The following is a 16810-nucleotide window of genomic DNA, read 5'->3' as shown; positions in this document are numbered from 1 at the left end:
ATGCGAATCGACGTGCACCAGCACCTGTGGCCGGAGCCGCTGCTCGACGCGTTGCGTGCCCGCACCGCGCCGCCACGGCTCGACGGCTGGGTCCTGCACACCCACAGCGCGCCGCCGTACGCCGTGAACCCCGCCGACCACGACGTCAGAGCCCGGGCCGCGCTGGTCGCCGCCGACGGCCTCGATCGAGCCCTGATCTCGCTCTCCAGCCCGCTCGGCATCGAGTGGCTCCCGGCCGCCGAGGCCACCCCGCTCCTCGACGGCTACCACCAGGGCGTCACCGCGCTCCCCGGTCAGTTCGGCGCCTGGGCCGCCGCCGGGCTGGCCGAGATCGATCCGACCCCCCTGGAGCGGGCGCTGGACGCGGGGTGCGTCGGGCTGCAGCTTCCCGCCGACGCGCTGGTCGACCGGGCGGGCTACGACCGGTGCGCGCCGCTGCTGGCCGTGCTCGAACGGCGGAACGCCCCGCTGTTCGTCCACCCCGGGCCGCACCCGGCCCCACCGGCGGGTGCGCCGGACTGGTGGCCCGCGCTGAGCCCGTACATCCACCAGATGCACGACGCCTGGCACGCGTTCGTCGCGTTCGGGCGGGCCGCCCACCCCTCGCTGCGGGTCTGCTTCGCGTTGCTCGCCGGGCTGGGGCCGCTGCACGGCGAGCGGCTCGCGGCCCGCGGTGGTCCGACCCGCCGTCAGGTCGACGTCGACGCGTTCGTCGAGACGTCGTCCTACGGCCCGCGCGGGGTGGACGCGGTCGTCCGGGTGCTCGGCGTCGACCTCGTGGTGCTCGGGTCCGACCGGCCGTACGCCACCGTGCCGGACTTTGGCTTCGGTGACGCGTTCGACCACGCGATGGCCGTCACCAACCCGCTCCGCCTTCTCTACGGAAAGAAGGGAAAACCGTGAAACTTCCGGCACGTGACCTGGGCAAGCACGAACTTCGTGACCTGGTCGACGAGCTGGCCCGCCACCCGGAGCAGTGGCGGGAGCACGTGGCGTTCTGCGACACCGAGCGGCATTATGTGTCGCTCTACCGCGACGACCACGTGGATGTCTGGCTGCTCTGCTGGACGCCGCAGAACGACACCGGCTGGCACGACCACGACATCTCCTCGGGTGCGGTGGCCGTCGTCGAGGGTGCGGTGCACGAGAACAACCCGCGGATCGGCGGCAGGCACGTCGACGTCGTGGTCAAAGCGGGTGAGTCGTTCTGCTTCGGCCCCGACCACATCCACCGGATGTCCGGCGCCGACGCCGAGAGCGTCTCGATCCACGCCTACTCGCCGCCGCTCTGGAGGCTGGGTACGTACCGGATCACCGACGACGGCGTCATGCGCCGCACGTCCGTGAGTTACGCCGACGAACTGCGCCCGCTGGAGGCGCGCTCCGGGATCAGCGCCGCCTGAGGAGTGTCCGCCGGCTCCTCGCCGTACGGCAGCGTGAACCAGAAGCGCGTGCCGCCGCCGGGGTTGTCGTCCGCGCCGATCGTCCCCCCGTGGCGTTCGACGATGCGTTGGCAGATGGCGAGCCCGAGACCGGTGCCCGGGTAGCTCTCACCGGTGTGTGCCCGGTGAAACCGGGCGAAGACCCGGCCGTGCTCGCCGTGCGGGATCCCGATCCCGCGGTCGGCCACCTCGACCCGCACCCAGACCCCGGCCTCCGACCGCGCGGTGATGTCGACGCGGGCGGGCCGTCCGGGCGGCGTGTATTTGAGCGCGTTGCCGACGAGGTTGTCCAGCACCTGCCGGATCAGCACCGGGTCGCCCTCGACGAACGGCAGCGGGCCGACGTAGATGTCCGGGAAGTGGCCACGCGCCCTCGACGCTTCCAGCCGCGCCGCGACCACCTCGTGCACGACGTCGCCGAGCGGGAACGACGCCCGGTGCAGCGTGGCGTCGCGGGCGCTGCTGTAGGAGAGCAGGTCGTCGATGAGCGTCCGCATGCGTTCGGCGGTCGCCTGAATCCGCTCGAGGTGGCCCAGGCCCTCCTCGCGGACCGGCGCGGACGCCTCCTCGGTCAGGATGTCGGACAGCAGTTCGCCGTACCCGACGACGGTGGTCAGTGGTGATTTCAAATCATGGGCGACGACGCCCGCGAAGGCTTGCAGCTCCGCCTCGTACGCCCGGGCCTGCGTGACGTCGTGGAACACCGCGACCGCGCCGATCGACCCGTCGGCGAGCTGGAGCTGGCGCGCGCTCACCGTGATCAGCGCACCCTCCGGCCGGGCGCGGTTGCGGACCAGCATCTCGACCTCGTCGGGCGCCTCGCCCGCCAGCGCCCGCATCAGCGGCAACTCCTCGGTCGGGAACTCCGAGCCGTCGGGGCGGAACAGGCCGTAGTGCTGTTGCCACTGGTCCGGGTCGGAGATGTCGTCGTTGATGCCGAGCATGCGCTTCGCGGCGGGGTTGTGCGCGAGGAACTGGCCGTTGCTGTCGACGACCCCAACGCCCTCGGTGATCGTGTCCAGCACCGTGCCGAGCAGGCGCGCCTGGTCGCGCGCCTCCCGCTCGGTGGCGCGCAGTTCGGTGGTCGCGACCCGGACCCGGCGTTCGGCGCGTCGGCGCGCGCCGGCCAGCGTCCCGACCAGCGCGGCGAGGAGTGCGGTGAAGCCGAGCAGGGCGGCGGTCAGTGCCGTGGAGAGCATCTGGTTGCCGCCGGGGAGATCGGCCGAGACCGCCGCGGTCCGGAGCACCCACCGCCGCTGCGCCACCGGCATCTCGACGGTGCGGAACTGATCGCGCCGGTCGGTGGAGTCCGCGACCAGCCCGGCGACCTCGGTCTCCCGGCCGTCCGCGTTCCGCGCCGAGAGGCTCACGTCGATCATGCGCAGCGCGACCCGGGAGAGCGTCGTCCGGATGAAGTCCTGCCCGCGCAGACCCATCATGATCCAGCCGCGGAACTGCCGGTTCCCGGCGGCGTCGAACCCGTGGACGGGCGCGGTGAGCGCGAACGAGTTCTGCCGGACCTCCGGCGGGAGCTGCCGGTCGATGATCAACTGGTAGGTGTCGGAGACCGTGACCGCGTCGTTCCGGAGCGCCTCCCGGACCGCGGCGCGCGGCGCCGGCGCCTGGTTGACGTCCACGCCGTGGCCGAGCGTGCCCTTGGCGTCCAGGCGGGTCGAGAGTACGACGACGGCATGCGTGCCGGTTCCGTACGGGCGGATCACCAGCCCGGTCGAGCCGCGCGCTCGCCACGCGGCCTGGACCGCCGCGACCCGGTCGTGCGCGACCGGGACCAGATACGCGATGGACGTCGCACCGGGCAGGCTGATCGGGCCCAGCGCGGCCGTGGCTCTGGCGAAGTCCGCGGCGGTCAGCGTGTCCATCGCCCCGAAGGCCGCCGCCAGCGTCCTCATCTGGTCGATATAGCGGTTGACCTCGGTCCGCACGGTTGCGGCCAGCACGGCGGTGCGGACGTCGAGCACCCGCACGGCGGACCGTTGCGCGGAGTCGCGCAGCACCGAGCCCACCCCGAGCGACGCCAGCGACCCGACGAGCACCACCAGGACGGTGAGCGCGGCGACCGAACGGATCCCGCGCTCGAGCCCGTCCTTCCGGTGCTCCCGCACGTCTTCCCATCGACGGGCGGACGTCTCGTCTGAGGTTCTGTCGCCTCGGTGGTGCACGCTCGGGTGATGCGATCGATAGCGGTGGTGCTGCTGCTGGTTCTGACGCTGGCGGGATGCGGACGCGACGAGCCGACCGACGACGCCCGCGGGTACACGGTGCGGGTCGGCGACGTCGAGCGGACCTACCAGGTGCACGTGCCCGCCGCGGTCGAGGGACGTACCGGCGTGCCGGCCGTGATCGTGCTGCACGGCGGGGGAGGGAACGGCAGCCAGGTCGCCGAGCAGACCGGTTTCAGCGCGCTCGCCGACCGGGAGGGTTTCCTCGCGGTGTACCCGGACGGCTCCGGCCGGACGTCGCTGAAGACCTGGAACGCCGGGACGTGCTGCTCCTACGCCCGCGACCACGACGTCGACGACGTGGGGTTCGTGCGGACGCTGATCGACGCGCTGACCGAGCGGTTCGGCGCCGGCCGGGTGTACGTGACCGGGTTCTCCAACGGCGCGATGCTCAGCTACCGGCTCGGGTGCGAGCTCGCCGACCGGATCACTGCGATCGCACCAGTATCCGGGGCTCTGAACGTGCCGAGCTGCGAACCCGCCCGCCCGCTGCCGGTCTACACGATCCACGGCGATGCGGACGACGTCGTCCCGTACACCGGGGGCACCTCGAAATCGCGGATCGCGAGCGAGGAGCGAGCCGGATCGCACCGTTCGGTGACGGACGCCGTCGAGTTCTGGACGCGAACCGACCGCTGCGCCGGCGAGCCGGTCCGCACCACCCGGGGAGCGATCACGACCGTTCGGTACACGGGCTGCGCAGCGGGTACGGAGGTGCGGCTGGACACCGTCGCCGGCGGTGGCCACGCCTGGCCCGGTGGGGACGCCGTCCGCCGGGGAGCCGACCGGCCGACCACCGAACTCGACGCCACGGCCGAGATCTGGGACTTCTTCCGGGCCCACGAAAGTTAGTCGGGCCGGTCGGTTGGTAAGTCTTCTCGCATGTCCTCGTTAGCGATCGTGCTGGCCGGCCTGGCCGTCGTGGTGGTGATCGCGGTCGGCGTCGGTGCCGCGACCCACGTCCGGAACCGCCGGTGGGGTCCGCTGGTCGGCGGCCACGCGCACAACGACTACCGGCACCACCGGCCGCTGCTGGCGGCGCTCGACCAGGGGTACACCAGCGTCGAGGTGGACGTCTGGCCACACGAGGACGACGAGGGGGTCACCCGGCTGCTCGTCGGGCACGACGCGGAGGACCTGGAGTACTGGCGGACACTCCGCGGCCTGTACCTCGAACCGCTGGCGCGACGGGTCGCCGCGAACGGCGGGGTTCTGCCGGGTTACGACCGGCCATTCCAGCTGCTGGTCGAGGTCAAGAGCGACCCGGAGTGGTGCTGGGAACTGCTCGCCGCCGAGCTGGAGCACTACCAGGACATGCTGACCTGCTTCTCGGGCGACGAGATCCACCCCGGCGCGGTGACCGTCGTGATCTCCGGCAAGCCGCCGCGGGAGGCGCTGGCCGCCGCACCCGTGCGGTACGCGGCCTGCGACGGCACGCTCGCGGCGATCGGCAGCGACGCACCGGCCTCGCTGGTGCCGCTGTGCAGCGAGAAGTGGGACTGGAAGTTCCGCTGGGACGGCCGCGGTGAGATGCCGGACGAGGAGCGGGCGAAGCTCCGCGAGTGGGTCGCCAGGGCGCACGCGGAGGGGCGCACCGTGCGGTTCTGGGGTGTGCCCGCACGCTCCCGGCGGACGCGTCGCGCGTTCTGGCGCGAGATGCGCGCCGCCGAGGTCGACTACCTGGGTACCGACGACCTCGCGGCGCTGCGCGCGTTCATGACGGCCCGTTAGATCGTCGCCCCGAGTGCGGTGGCGCGATCCAGGGCGGTGGTGAGCAGGGCTTCGCTGTGCGGCACCTGCGCGGCGAGGTCGGGGATGCGCGGAGCCAGCGTCAGCTCGGTCGCGATCACGGTGACCGCCATGCCGAGCGCGGTGCCGAGGACGATTTCCAGCACCGGCGTCAGGTGGTCCCACCCGGCGGTCGGCGACCCCTCGACGTACGACCCGCCCGCGCTGGTCACGACCACCGCCGGACGGCCGGCCAGCGGCTGACTCGGCGTCGCGTCGAACGTCGTCGTGATGCCCGGGACGTGCACGTAGTCGATCCAGGTCTTCAGCGTCGACGGCAGCGAGTAGTTGTACATCGGCGCCCCGACCAGCAGGACGTCGGCGGCGAGCAGTTCGTCGAGGATCGTCTGCTGCAGCGCTTCGTCCGCGGCCGGCGCGGTCTCGTCGGCGGTGCGCAGCCGGGGCGCCCAGTGCAGCGCGGTGCTCGAGAGCCGCGGCAGCGGGTCGGTGTGCAGGTCGCGGTAGGTGATCGTGTGGTCGGCCCCGCGATCGGACCACGCTTTCGCGAACGCGGCGGTGATCGCCCGGGAGCGGGAGCCCGCCAGGTCGGCGGACGAGTCGAGGTGCAACAGGTGGGGCATGGGGGTCCTCCCGGCGCGACGGTGCCCCTCGGTTATAGCCCGCGGTCGGGGCTGTGCCGCGCGGGGCCTCCGGAAAAAGGCTCAGGGCCTCCGGAAAAAGGCTCAGGGCCGCCGGACCCCGGTGGGGTCTGACGGCCCTGTTCGGCCTTTCCTGCAGCGGGTCAGAGGCTGCGGGCGGTGATGTCGCCGTGGGAGGTCGTGGCCCGGATCTCCAGGCCGGGGCCGCCGTCGTTCTTCAGCGCGTTGCTGATCCGGCCGTAGCCGGTGCCGGCGTCCAGTGAGGCCGAGACACCCGCGGCGGCGCTGACCTGGATGTCGCCGGACAGGGTGCTCAGCACGACCGTGCCCGGCCCGGCCTCGGCGACCCGGACGTCACCGCGCTGGGTGCTGATCTCCGCCGGTCCGGTGAGCCGCCCGACCTCGACGTCACCGTCGACCGCGCTCAGCCGCACGCTCGCGGCCTCGTCGATCTTGATCCGCTGATAGGCGCCGTTGACGGCGACCTCACCCAGCCGTCCGACGGCGCGGAACTCGGTAGCCTCCGCCCGCGTCTCGACCCGGGACCCGGCCGGCAGCTGGACGGTGACCTCCACCGCGCCCGACGGGCCGAGCAGCGAGTTACCCGCCGGGGTCTGGATCCGCAGCACGCCGTCGGCGTAGTCGACGGTGGTCTGCTCGGCGGTCTTCACGTCGCGGTTCTTGGAAGCGTTGGCGGGCCGGACCTCGACCGTGGTGTCGGCGCGGTCGGCGGCGATGAACTGGACCCGGCCGGCCGGGACGCGCAGCTGGGCGGTGATCGGGGCGGGGGTGGCGAACGTGGTCATCGTGGGCTCCTCGGTGTGGCTGGTGTTTCCGACAACGCAAAAGCTACGTTGCGTTCAAAGATCAGGCAACATCAGAGTTGCGTAGAAAGAGCAAACTCCCAGCCCACAGCCAGAATATTGTTGCAATCGCTCTGTGAGCCAATGCAACGAGCGTTGCAATGGCCCGAGAGTGAATGCTCTGCGGGGCGCGCCGAGTCCCCGTTCGTGCCGTACTCGATCGATTCCGCCATGCAAAGATGGCAAAATCACGGTGCGGAAGCGCTGCGATTCCTACACTGAGCCGCCGAGTGTTCACTGTGGTGTGTCGCAAGGAGGCGGCGGATGTCGCGGTTACGGGTGTTCCTGGTGTCCGCGATCGTCGCCGCGCTGGTGGCGACCGGGCTGTCCGCGGTCAGGGCAGTTCCGGCCTTCGCGGACGTGGGCGGACTCTCCAAGGGCATCGCCGACGACGGCGCCCGGGTGGTGAGCGAGACGTTCGTCGAGTGGCAGAAGCTCGACATCGTCATCGACTCGCCGGCGATGAAGGGCCGGACGACCGCCCGGCTGCTGCTGCCGAAGGACTACTTCACCCAGCCCGACCGCAAGTGGCCGACGCTCTACCTCATGCACGGCTGCTGCGAGCCGCAGGACTACAAGTCGTGGACCGCGTTCACCGACGTCTACGACTTCTTCCACCACCGCAACGTCCTGGTCGTGATGCCCAGCGACGGGCTCGCCGGGTACTACAGCGACCCGCGGAGCGGCGGGGGACCCAAGTACGAGACGTACCACATCAACGAGTTGCAGCAGATCATCGAGCGTGGCTACCGCGGATCGACCACCCGCGCGATCGCCGGGCTGTCCGTCGGTGGGTTCGGGTCGTTCTCCTACGCCGGGCGCCACCCCGGCATGTTCAAGGCCGCGGCGTCCTACAGCGGGCTGCTCGACACGCTGGTGCCGGGCGGTCCGGCCGCGGTGGAGTGGATGCGGACGCAGGCCGGCGAGAGCCTCAACACGCTGTGGGGCAGCTCGATCCTGAACCGCAACGTCTGGCAGGCGCACAACCCGGCCAACCTGCTCAACGGCTTGCGCGGCACGCAGCTCTACGTCTCCTGCGGTGACGGAAGAGCCGCCGACCTCGACCAGAACAACAACTTCGTCTGGCAGGAAACCGCGGCGCTGCTCACCACGCAGAGCTTCGTGACGAAGGCGCGCGCGGCCGGCCTACCGATGACCGTCCGCCTCTACGGCAAGGGCACACACACCTGGCCGTACTGGCAGCGGGAGTTCAAGAACTCCTGGCCGATGCTGGCGAACGCGCTGGGAGTGCCGGTCTGACCGTCACTGCTCCGGTCGGTCGAGGTCGATCTTCTCCCGGCGCACCTGGTCGGTGACGGTCCGGTCTTCGGTGACCTGTTCCTTCGTCAGGCGGACGCGTTCGGTCGGCACCGTCTCGGTTCGGACGACGACGCGCTCGGCATGGAGCGTGAGGCCGTCATCGTCGGCGGGGTCGTCGTCGGTGGGCGCCGGGGTCTCGTCCGGATCGATCGGCTCCCACTCGACGCGGAACTCCTCGCGCGACACCGGCACGGTCACCTGGACGTCCTCGGTGACCACGTACTTCCGGAGCCGCGCCCGCCCGGTGGGGTGGTTCTCGGTGTGGACGCGGAGCTGCTCCTCCGAGCGGGTCATCGCGTCGTCCGGAGCCCGCTCGCGGTCCGGCTCCGGCGCTGGTGCAGGCGGTGGTGCTGGCGCCGGTGTCGGCGCGACCTCGGGGGTGACGGCGTAGAACGTGCGCAGGGCCCGCTCCTGGCCGGGGGAGAGCCCTCCGTTCTGCCCCGCCGGCTCGACCGGCGGCGCGCCCTTCACCCGGGCCTTGTCGAGCGGCAGCACCAGCGCCCCGTCCCGGGTGGTCGCGCCCGTCAGCGGGACGACGCTCGGTGACCGGCTCAGCAGTCCGGTGTGGATCGCGACGAACGACGGGGCTCCCGAGCGGGCGTCCAGGTAGACACGCTCGATGGAGCCGATCCGGGTCCCGTGGCGATCGAGCACGTCCCGGTCGAGCAGCTCGCCCGCTTTCCATTCTTCCGGCACCGGATGCCCCCTTGGCGACGACGATGAGTAACGGGTAGCCGGTGTTCGCGTGAGGGAAACCGTCCGGCGAGGGCTCGCGGCCCTGCGTCGATTGTGTTCGACGGCGCCGGAGCGCGACGGCGGGCCACACGATCCACGGGTTTTGCAGGGCAGATCCCGGTAACCCGACCGTCACGGGCAGTGGCCTCCGGTCCTCTTTAGACGGAAAGAAACTATTTTCGATCGTTTAGAGCCCGTTGTCGCCCGGCTATCCCTGCGGCGCATCGCCGATACGACAACCCATCCGGAGCCGAGAGGAGAGCACACGATGGTGACTCAGGAGCAGATCCCGTCGCTGATCGACTCGACCGCGTACGACCCCTCGGGCGACAAGATCGGCGCGATCAAGCAGGTCTACCTGGACGACCGCACCGACCAGCCGCAGTTCGCCACCGTCCACACCGGCCTGTTCGGGCTGCGGGAGACGTTCGTGCCGCTGGACGGCGCGGAGCTCCGCGGTGACCGGCTCGTCGTCCCGGTCGACAAGTCCCAGGTGAAGGACGCCCCGCGCATCGACCCGGACGGCAGCGAGGGCGCGCTGACGCCGACCCAGGTCGCCGAGCTCTACCGGCACTACCACCTGCCCACGACCCCGAGCGGCACCCGCGACACGTACGCCGCGGACGTCGATCGGGACACCGACCGGGACCGGGACCACGGTGGCCGGCGGTCCGAGCACGGAACCGGCCGCACCGACGACGCGATGACGCGATCCGAGGAGCGGCTGCACGTCGGCACCGAGACGCACGAAGCCGGCCAGGTGCGGCTGCGCAAGCACGTCGTGACCGAGAACGTCCAGAAGACGGTGCCGGTCTCGCACGAGCGCGTCCGGGTCGAGCGGGAGCCGATCTCCGAGGCCAACCGCGAGCAGGCGTTCTCCGGCCCGGCGATCTCCGAGGCTGAGCACGAGGTGACGCTGCACGCCGAGAAGCCGGTCGTGGAGAAGGAAGCCGTGCCGGTCGAGCGGGTCCGCCTCGGGACGGAGACCGTCACCGAGGAGCAGACCGTCGGCGGTCAGGTCCGGAAGGAGCGGATCGACACCGACGAGCGCTGACCGGGAGCCAGCCGCATATTGCTGTTTCGGAGCACCCGAAACAGCAATATGCGGCGCCCGCCGCTGAGCGGCTCAGGCGAACTGCCACCCGATCAGGTTCCACTGCCAGCAGAACCACGTCAGCGCACCGATCCCCACCAGCAGCACGACCTGGTGCACCCGGGACAGCACACCCGCGCCACGCCACCCGACGACCGTGCACCCCACCGCCCCGGCTGCCAGCGCGAACGCCACCAGCGGCAGGCAGAACAGCAGCCGGAAGCTCAGCGGCGCGCCGTACAGATAAGCGCTGGTGTCGCCGAACAGGGAGGCGGCCAACCCGATCAGGAACGCCAACCCGAGCAGCGCCGCCGATGCCGCCAGCCCGCGCGACACCCGCCACGTCCGCCGCGTTCCTGGACGTGCGGCTCGGCGCCGTGCCAGCCGGTAACCGCCCACGATCGGCACCACCAGCGCACTCAGCGCCGCCACCGCGAACACCAGCAGCACCCCGAGGTTGAACGGCAACGTCTGCGTCCGGCCCAAGAGCTCGAACGTGGGCCCGTCGGTGCCGACATAACGCACCCCGTCCGAGCCGGACACCGCCACCAGATGATCGTCCTCGTTGCGGTACGAACCGTCGCCGGACGGTGTCCACGTCTTGTTCCGGAAGCGCAGGGTGCCGTCGGACTCCACCCGCAGACGCGCCGGACCGAGCAGCGTGAGCAGTTTCTCGACGCCGGAGGCGTTGCGCCGGGTCGGCGCGTAGAAGCCGGCCTGCGGCGGCTCCGCCCGGGGACCCGACGTCGACGGCCCGGCCGAACCCGGCGCGAACCGGTCCAGGAAACCCTCGACGACCTCACCGAGCACCTCGAACCCCGCGCTGGAGTTCAGTGAGAAGAACACGGCGACCCGGCAGTCGGGGACCAGCAGCAACGCGCTGCCGAACCCCTCCCAGCTGCCGTCGTGCATGAGCACGCGGTGCCCGTTGACCGTGCGGTCGATGAACCCGTGTGCGTAGCCGCCGAGCCGCGGGTCGGCCGAGAACGAGCGGGTGTGCATCGTCGCGGTCGTGGCCGGCGAGAGGATTCCCCGGCCCTGGTTGAGGTGGGCGATCGCGAACCGTGCCATGTCCGATGCGGTCGCGCTGATCGCTCCGTCCGGCGTGAGCTGGTCGAACGTGAACGGCACGACGTCGCCGTCGTCGCCGTAGCTGCGCGCGAGCTTCAGCCCGCGAGGCACCGGCTCGGACGCGGTCGTGTGCGCCATCGCGAGCGGCGTGAGAATGTGCCGCTGGATGTACCGGTCGTACGGCTCGCCGCTGACCAGCGTCACCAGGTACCCGGCCAGCGCCGCGCCGTAGTTGGAGTACGCGGAGACCACGCCGGGCGGCCGGATCCGGGCCGGCACGTTGTCGGCCAGGTACTCACCGAGCGGGACGACGTCCTCGGCGGTGCGGGCGCCGGTGCCGATGATCCGGTCCTCGAACCCCGCCGTGTGGTTGAGCAGGTCACGCAGCCGGACCGGTTCCGGGTAGGTCCGCGGGATCCGGAACGTCTTCAGGTACGTGTTCACGTCCGCGTCCAGGTCGAGGCGGCCCGCCTCGACCTGCTGCATCACCGCGGTCGCGGTGAACAGCTTGGTGATCGACGCGATGCGAACGAGAGACTCGTCGGCGGACATCGGGACGCCCCCCGCGACGTCCGATTCTCCGTAGCCCCGCGTGAACACGGTCTGGGTGCCGGACACCACCGAGACGACCGCGCCCGGCACGTCGTCGCGTGCGAGTTTCCCCGGCACCGTGCGGTTGAAGTAGTCCGCAGCCGAGGCCGCGGTCGCCGGGACGCAGCTCGGCGGCGCCGCTGCGGCCGGCCGGGCGACCGCCAGGACGCCCAGGGCCAGAAAGGCGGCGAGCAACAGTCGGCCAATCCTGGAAAACACGCGCTCTCCTTCTCCGAGGGCAGGTACGGGCTCAGCGTCGCGGCGGGGCGGCACCGGCCACATCGGCGCGGGGGCGGCGGCCGTCTCCGCGGAAAGTCGGAGCCGATCGCCGACCGAAGTGGCATGAGTTCGGCACCCGCGCCTGCCTAGGCTGCGGTCATGTCTCGGTGGCGCGGTGATCGACGGGTGGCGGACGGCCTGCTCGTGCTGGGCTGCCTGTTCCTGACCGCGCTCGCGGTGAAGACCCCGTGGTCGGCGCTGCCGCTGCCGGTGATCGCGGTGGCCGGCGTCGCCGCGAGCGTCGCCCTGTGGTGGCGTCGCCGCCTGCCGCACGTCGCGGCGGCGGCCGGTGCGGTCGGGTACGCGCTGTCCGGGAACATCGGCCCGCTGCTGACCGGCCTCTACGCGGCCGGCGCCTACGCGCCGCGCAGGCACGTCGGGTGGCTCGCGCTGGTGGGCTGGGCCGGTGCGGCCGGCTGGTTCTGGATCGACGTCGGGCGTCTCACGCTGTCGGACGCGGTGTACGCGGCGATCGGCGTGGCGGTTCCGGTCGGGGTCGGCATTCACGTCGCCACGCGCCGCGTGCTGCAGGAGGCCTGGCGCGAACGAGCCGAGCGAGCGGACGCCGAGCGGGCGCTGCGGGACGAGCAGGCGCGCGCCGCCGAACGCACCCGGATCGCCCGCGAGATGCACGACGTCCTGGCGCACAAGGTCTCGCTGATCGCACTGCACGCCGGAGCGTTGGAGCTGACCGCCGACGGGGGCGCGGATCGCGTCCGCGAAGGGGCCGGGGTCATCCGCACGACCGCGCGGGAGGCGCTGCACGAGCTGCGAACCGTGCTGGAGGTCCTGCACGCGGACGCCGAGCCGTTCACCGACCTGGGGTCGCTGGTGGCGGATGCCGCCCGCGCCGGTCAGCACGTGATGCTGGACGATACGGCGGGTGTGTTACCCGCGCCGTCGGCGCGGGTGGTCCACCGCGTCGTGCAGGAGGGGCTCACGAACGCGCGCAAGCACGCGCCGGGTGCGGTGGTCACGGTGACCGTGCGGCGGGACGAAGAGGGAGTGCGGGTGACGGTCGCGAACCCGGCGTCGAACGGGGCGCCGCTGGACCTACCGGGGTCCGGCTCCGGCCTGGTCGGGCTCCGCGAGCGTGTCCGGCTGGTCGGCGGGGCGCTGGACGCCGAACCGGTGGACGGCGGGTGGGAGTTGCGGGCGATCGTGCCGTGGCTCGACCTGCCCGCCGAGGCGGACGCCCGGTGATCTCCGTCCTGCTCGTCGACGACGAGGCCCTGGTGCGCGCCGGGTTACGCCTGATCCTGGAGACCGCCGACGACGTCACGGTGGTCGGGGATGCCGAGGACGGCCGGGCCGCGATCGAGGCGGTCGGCCGGCACCGGCCCGACGTGGTGCTGATGGACGTCCGGATGCCGCGGATGGACGGGGTGACCGCCACGACGGAACTCCGGGCACGCGCCCATCCGCCCGCGGTCGTCGTGCTGACCACGTTCAACGCCGACGACGACGTGTTCCGCGCGCTGGCGGCGGGCGCCAACGGTTTCCTGCTGAAGGACACACCGCCGACCGAGCTGCTGCGGGCGGTGCGGCTCGCCGCCGCCGGGGAGTCGATGCTCTCGCCGAGCGTGACCCGCCAGGTGATCACCCGGGTCGCCGCGGAGGACCGCACGCGCCCCCGGCGGGAGGCGCTGGCGCGGCTCGAGGAGCTGACCGAGCGCGAGCGGGAGGTGCTGGTCGAGATCGGACGCGGCTATCCGAACGCGGAGATCGCCGGTCGCCTCCACATGAGCGAGGCGACCGTGAAGAGCCACGTCTCGCACCTGTTCGAGAAGCTCGCCGCGACCAACCGTGTGCAGCTCGCCCTCGCCGCTTTCCGCGCCGGGCTCGTCGACTGACGTCGATCAGGTCAGGCGCGCCGGCGGATGATCCACTCGGCGACCGCGATGTTGATCACCCATCCCAGGGTCGTCAGCACGGTCTTGCTCGGAACGTCGAGCGGGCCCACCAGGATCATCCAGGGCGCCTGCGTGAACGCCTGGGTGCCCGCCGCCATGCCGATCGCATAACCGCGGATCATCCAGCGCCGGTGGATCGCGACCCGCCGCTGCAGGATCGCCCGGACGCCGAGCACGAGGAACGCGGTCATCGCGGCGCCGACCAGCACGCGGATGACGGCCAGCGCGTCCCCGTCGGTCTCCGCGCGGCCGGAGAACAGCGTGATCCAGACGCCGGAGAGGGCCGCGACGATGCCGCTCGGGGCGACCACCCGGCCGGACCAGCGGTGCCAGCGGAACCGCCGTAACCGGGGCGCGAACTGGAACGCGCCGAGGACCGCGAACACGGTCACGCTGACGATGTGGACGACGATCGGCACCGGCGCGGCGACGAACCGGGCGTTCTCCGGGGTGACCTCGGGGCCACCGGCCAGCTCGGTCAGCCGGAACGCGCCCGCCACGACCGGGACGAACGCCAGCAGGAGCAGCGCGACGGGAACGAGCAGGCCGGAGGAGCGGCGGGTACGGGTGCGGGTGTCGAGCGTGGTCATGGCTTTGATCGTGACGAGATCCCGGCCGCGACTCATCGGAGCAGAGGCCGCAGTCGCCCCGGCCGGAAGACGCCGGATCGGACGTACTTTCGGCGCGCGGGCGGCGCCCCGCGGCCGCGGGGCGCCGGGGTCAGTGGGGCGTGACGCGGTGGGTGGCGTACGCCCACATCGCGACCTCGACCCGGTTCCGGGCGCCGAGTTTCGCCATCAGGCTCGCGATGTGCGTCTTCACCGTGCTGAGCGTGATGTGCAGCTCCGCGCCGATCTCGTCGTTGGTCCGCCCCACTGCCAGCGCGGCCAGCACCTGCTCCTCCCGGTCGGTCAGTGGTTCGATCGGCTGGCGGGGCGGCGGCCCGGGCTCGGCGTCCGCAAAGGCACGGAGCAGCCGAACGGTGACGTTCGGAGCGATCAACGCGTCGCCGCTCGCGGCGGCGTGGACGGCCTGCCGGAGCAGCGCCGGACCGGCGTCCTTGAGCAGGAACCCGCGGGCGCCCGCCCGCAGCGCGGCGTAGACGTATTCGTCCAGGTCGAACGTCGTGATGACGACGACCGCCATCGGGTCGGCGACACCCGGACCGGCCAGTTCGCGGGTGGCCTCGATCCCGTCGAGGTCCGGCATCCGGACGTCGAGCAGGCAGACGTCGGGCCGGAGCCGCCTGGCGAGCTCGACGGCGCGCCGTCCGTCTGCGGCTTCGCCGATCACCTCGACGCCCGGCTGAGCGTTGAGGATCATTCGCAGCCCGGTTCGGACGATCTCCTGGTCGTCGGCGAGGACGACCCGCACCGTCACGTCGCCGCCCGGGGAAGGACGACGTCCACGGTCCAGCCGCGGTCGGGCGCGGGTCCGGCGGCGCAGTGCCCACCGAGCAGGTCCGCGCGCTCGATCATGCCGAGAATGCCGTAGCCGGGCGCGTGCGGTGACCCGGGCTCACCGTCGTCGCTGACCCGGAGCTGCACGGTGTCGCCGTCGGCAACCACCCGCACGTCGATCCGCGTCGCGTGCCGCGCGTGGCGCCGGGCGTTGGTGACCGATTCCTGCCCGAGGCGGTAGATCGCGCTGTCGATCGGTGGGGGCAGGTGCTCCAGGTCGCCGACGAGTCGGACGTCGACGTGCGGGCCACCAGCGGTGTCCCCGGCGAGCCGCGCGAGGTCGGCGGCGCGTGGCGCCGGAAGCCGCTCCACCGCCTCGTCGGACCGCAGCACGCGCACGATCGAGCGCATCTCGGCGAGGGTCCGGGACGCTTCGGCCTCGATGACGCGCAACGCGTCGACCGCGGCGCCGGGCTCGGTCTCGGCGACCGCGATGCCCGCCTGCGCGCGGATCGCCATCGCCGAGACGTGATGGGCCACGGTGTCGTGCAGGTCGCGGGCGAGGCGCTCCCGCTCGACGAGCTTCACCTGGTCGAGTTCACGGGCGCGCGCGTTCGCCCGGTACCGGATCGCTGTCCCGGTCGCGGCGGTGGCCACCAGAACGGCGAGGCCGCCCGCGGCGTCCCCCGGCGTGAGGTCGACGAGCAGCCCGGTGCCGACCTTCGCGAGCAGGACGCCGGAGCCGATCACGATCTCCCGGCCGGACCCCCAGCGGAACAGCCCGTACGGCAGCAGGAGCAGGTAGATCATCGACGCCAGCCGCGGCTCGGCACCGATCACGGGGGCCGCGACCCCGGTGACACCGAACGCGACGACGACGGCGAGCAGTGGCCGGCTGCGCCGCCAGAGCAGCGTCGGAAGCAGCCCCAACCCGACCACGATCGTCACGGCCCGCCCGGGGAGATCCGGCCTGAGCAGGCCTTCCAGCAGCACGAACAGCGCCAGGACGGCCAGCAGCGCGCGGTCCCGCCGGACCGGTGCCGGAGGCTGCGGGGGAGGCGGCTCGTCCCAGAGCAACCGGAGCAGGCGATTCACGGCGTGATCGTACGGGCCGGTCGGGCGAGCGCGGATCGGCCGGAAGGACGCCGGGTTTTCGGTGGAGGCTTTACCGGTATAGCGCGGCCGTGCTATACCGGTAAAGCACAGGGCTTTACCGGTATAGAGGAGATGTTAACCATGGAGTTCCCCGCCGCTTACCTGATCGCCCGCAACGCCGACGCGCACCGGATGGCCGGGGCTCGCCTCGACGCACCGGCCGCCGGCCACCGGCCGTCCGTGTTCGGACGCCTCAAGACCGCACTGACCGGCATTCCGGCCGGGCGCTCGGTTCGGAAGCGCGCACCGCGGCGTGCCCGCCGGGCGGCCGAGGCCGGCGGCTGCGCACCGGCCTGACCCCGGGCTGAGACCGATGTTGCG

Annotated in this window: 17 protein-coding genes; 9 read left to right on the top strand and 8 right to left on the bottom strand. The window is 72.1% G+C overall.

The window, feature by feature from the left end; all coding sequences use genetic code 11:
* Positions 1–903, top strand: coding sequence for an amidohydrolase family protein (locus BUB75_RS14010; RefSeq protein ID WP_073256896.1), 903 nt, complete (start codon positions 1–3; stop codon positions 901–903).
* Complete coding sequence (locus tag BUB75_RS14005) at positions 900–1403, top strand: cysteine dioxygenase (protein ID WP_073256893.1); 504 nt, start codon at positions 900–902, stop codon at positions 1401–1403. The genes BUB75_RS14010 and BUB75_RS14005 overlap by 4 nt, the downstream gene beginning before the upstream one ends.
* Here the strand turns inward: BUB75_RS14005 and BUB75_RS14000 are convergent.
* Positions 1349–3565 carry an ATP-binding protein gene (locus BUB75_RS14000; protein WP_073256890.1) on the bottom strand — a complete coding sequence of 739 codons (2217 nt, stop codon included), beginning with the start codon at positions 3563–3565 and terminating at the stop codon, positions 1349–1351. The two genes, BUB75_RS14005 and BUB75_RS14000, sit on opposite strands and share 55 nt — an antisense overlap.
* 66 nt (positions 3566–3631) lie before the next feature.
* Between BUB75_RS14000 and BUB75_RS13995 the strand changes: the two genes are divergently transcribed.
* A complete protein-coding gene (locus tag BUB75_RS13995; RefSeq protein WP_073257257.1) occupies positions 3632–4534 on the top strand; it encodes an extracellular catalytic domain type 1 short-chain-length polyhydroxyalkanoate depolymerase in 903 nt (300 codons plus the stop codon).
* Between the two features lie 30 nt (positions 4535–4564).
* Positions 4565–5413, top strand: a complete 849-nt coding sequence (locus tag BUB75_RS13990) for a PI-PLC domain-containing protein (protein ID WP_073256887.1) — start codon at positions 4565–4567, stop codon at positions 5411–5413.
* Here BUB75_RS13990 and BUB75_RS13985 read toward each other — a convergent pair.
* Together BUB75_RS13985 and BUB75_RS13980 are read right to left on the bottom strand one after the other, a co-directional pair.
* Complete coding sequence (locus BUB75_RS13985) at positions 5410–6051, bottom strand: FMN-dependent NADH-azoreductase (RefSeq protein ID WP_073256884.1); 642 nt, start codon at positions 6049–6051, stop codon at positions 5410–5412. The two genes, BUB75_RS13990 and BUB75_RS13985, sit on opposite strands and share 4 nt — an antisense overlap.
* Positions 6052–6212: 161 nt before the next feature.
* Entirely contained in the window at positions 6213–6875 is a 663-nt protein-coding gene (locus BUB75_RS13980) for a DUF4097 family beta strand repeat-containing protein (protein ID WP_073256880.1), read from the bottom strand.
* A 321-nt stretch (positions 6876–7196) separates the two neighbouring features.
* Between BUB75_RS13980 and BUB75_RS13975 the strand changes: the two genes are divergently transcribed.
* Complete coding sequence (locus tag BUB75_RS13975; RefSeq protein ID WP_073256877.1) at positions 7197–8192, top strand: alpha/beta hydrolase; 996 nt, start codon at positions 7197–7199, stop codon at positions 8190–8192.
* Positions 8193–8195: 3 nt separating this feature from the next.
* Here the strand turns inward: BUB75_RS13975 and BUB75_RS13970 are convergent, their stop codons facing one another.
* Positions 8196–8948 (bottom strand): YsnF/AvaK domain-containing protein, encoded by a 753-nt coding sequence (locus tag BUB75_RS13970; protein ID WP_084741017.1) that lies wholly within the window; start codon positions 8946–8948, stop codon positions 8196–8198.
* A 307-nt stretch (positions 8949–9255) separates the two neighbouring features.
* Here BUB75_RS13970 and BUB75_RS13965 point away from each other — a divergent pair, with 307 nt between their 5' ends.
* Positions 9256–10041: a DUF2382 domain-containing protein gene (locus tag BUB75_RS13965; RefSeq protein ID WP_073256874.1), complete on the top strand. Its 786-nt coding sequence runs from the start codon at positions 9256–9258 to the stop codon at positions 10039–10041.
* Positions 10042–10113: 72 nt separating this feature from the next.
* Here the strand turns inward: BUB75_RS13965 and BUB75_RS13960 are convergent, their stop codons facing one another.
* The gene (locus BUB75_RS13960; protein WP_178379861.1) at positions 10114–11961 is read right to left on the bottom strand and encodes a serine hydrolase domain-containing protein; all 1848 of its coding nucleotides are present in this window, start codon (positions 11959–11961) and stop codon (positions 10114–10116) included.
* A gap of 159 nt (positions 11962–12120) precedes the next feature.
* Between BUB75_RS13960 and BUB75_RS13955 the strand changes: the two genes are divergently transcribed.
* Both BUB75_RS13955 and BUB75_RS13950 read left to right on the top strand, forming a co-directional pair.
* Positions 12121–13224 (top strand): sensor histidine kinase, encoded by a 1104-nt coding sequence (locus BUB75_RS13955; protein WP_073256868.1) that lies wholly within the window; start codon positions 12121–12123, stop codon positions 13222–13224.
* A complete protein-coding gene (locus BUB75_RS13950) occupies positions 13221–13874 on the top strand; it encodes a response regulator transcription factor (RefSeq protein ID WP_073256865.1) in 654 nt (217 codons plus the stop codon). Before BUB75_RS13955 ends, BUB75_RS13950 begins: the two co-directional genes overlap by 4 nt.
* Positions 13875–13885: 11 nt before the next feature.
* On the opposite strand, the gene BUB75_RS13945 is transcribed toward BUB75_RS13950, so the two are convergent.
* From BUB75_RS13945 to BUB75_RS13935, 3 genes are all read right to left on the bottom strand, one after another.
* A complete protein-coding gene (locus BUB75_RS13945) occupies positions 13886–14524 on the bottom strand; it encodes a DUF2306 domain-containing protein (RefSeq protein WP_073256853.1) in 639 nt (212 codons plus the stop codon).
* A gap of 130 nt (positions 14525–14654) precedes the next feature.
* Positions 14655–15314, bottom strand: a complete 660-nt coding sequence (locus BUB75_RS13940; RefSeq protein WP_073256850.1) for a response regulator — start codon at positions 15312–15314, stop codon at positions 14655–14657.
* Entirely contained in the window at positions 15311–16429 is a 1119-nt protein-coding gene (locus tag BUB75_RS13935; protein WP_073256847.1) for a sensor histidine kinase, read from the bottom strand. The genes BUB75_RS13940 and BUB75_RS13935 overlap by 4 nt, the downstream gene beginning before the upstream one ends.
* A 141-nt stretch (positions 16430–16570) precedes the next feature.
* On the opposite strand from BUB75_RS13935, the gene BUB75_RS13930 reads away from it, so the two are divergent.
* Entirely contained in the window at positions 16571–16786 is a 216-nt protein-coding gene (locus BUB75_RS13930) for a hypothetical protein (RefSeq protein WP_073256844.1), read from the top strand.
* Positions 16787–16810 lie beyond the last annotated feature (24 nt).

Origin of the sequence: Cryptosporangium aurantiacum (assembly GCF_900143005.1) — a bacterium.
GTDB classification, from domain to species: domain Bacteria; phylum Actinomycetota; class Actinomycetes; order Mycobacteriales; family Cryptosporangiaceae; genus Cryptosporangium; species Cryptosporangium aurantiacum.
Note: the sequence above shows the minus strand (reverse complement) of the source record. Positions and strands in the feature narration are given on the sequence as shown.

What these genes read in the sequence shown, in the direction of transcription:
- BUB75_RS14010 (WP_073256896.1), top strand. Translation starts at nt 1, where the DNA reads ATGCGAATCGACGTGCACCAGCACCTGTGGCCGGAGCCGCTGCTCGAC.
- BUB75_RS13995 (WP_073257257.1), top strand. Translation starts at nt 3,632, where the DNA reads ATGCGATCGATAGCGGTGGTGCTGCTGCTGGTTCTGACGCTGGCGGGA.
- BUB75_RS13990 (WP_073256887.1), top strand. Translation starts at nt 4,565, where the DNA reads ATGTCCTCGTTAGCGATCGTGCTGGCCGGCCTGGCCGTCGTGGTGGTG.
- BUB75_RS13985 (WP_073256884.1), bottom strand. Translation starts at nt 6,051, where the DNA reads ATGCCCCACCTGTTGCACCTCGACTCGTCCGCCGACCTGGCGGGCTCC.
- BUB75_RS13980 (WP_073256880.1), bottom strand. Translation starts at nt 6,875, where the DNA reads ATGACCACGTTCGCCACCCCCGCCCCGATCACCGCCCAGCTGCGCGTC.
- BUB75_RS13975 (WP_073256877.1), top strand. Translation starts at nt 7,197, where the DNA reads ATGTCGCGGTTACGGGTGTTCCTGGTGTCCGCGATCGTCGCCGCGCTG.
- BUB75_RS13965 (WP_073256874.1), top strand. Translation starts at nt 9,256, where the DNA reads ATGGTGACTCAGGAGCAGATCCCGTCGCTGATCGACTCGACCGCGTAC.
- BUB75_RS13955 (WP_073256868.1), top strand. Translation starts at nt 12,121, where the DNA reads ATGTCTCGGTGGCGCGGTGATCGACGGGTGGCGGACGGCCTGCTCGTG.
- BUB75_RS13945 (WP_073256853.1), bottom strand. Translation starts at nt 14,524, where the DNA reads ATGACCACGCTCGACACCCGCACCCGTACCCGCCGCTCCTCCGGCCTG.
- BUB75_RS13930 (WP_073256844.1), top strand. Translation starts at nt 16,571, where the DNA reads ATGGAGTTCCCCGCCGCTTACCTGATCGCCCGCAACGCCGACGCGCAC.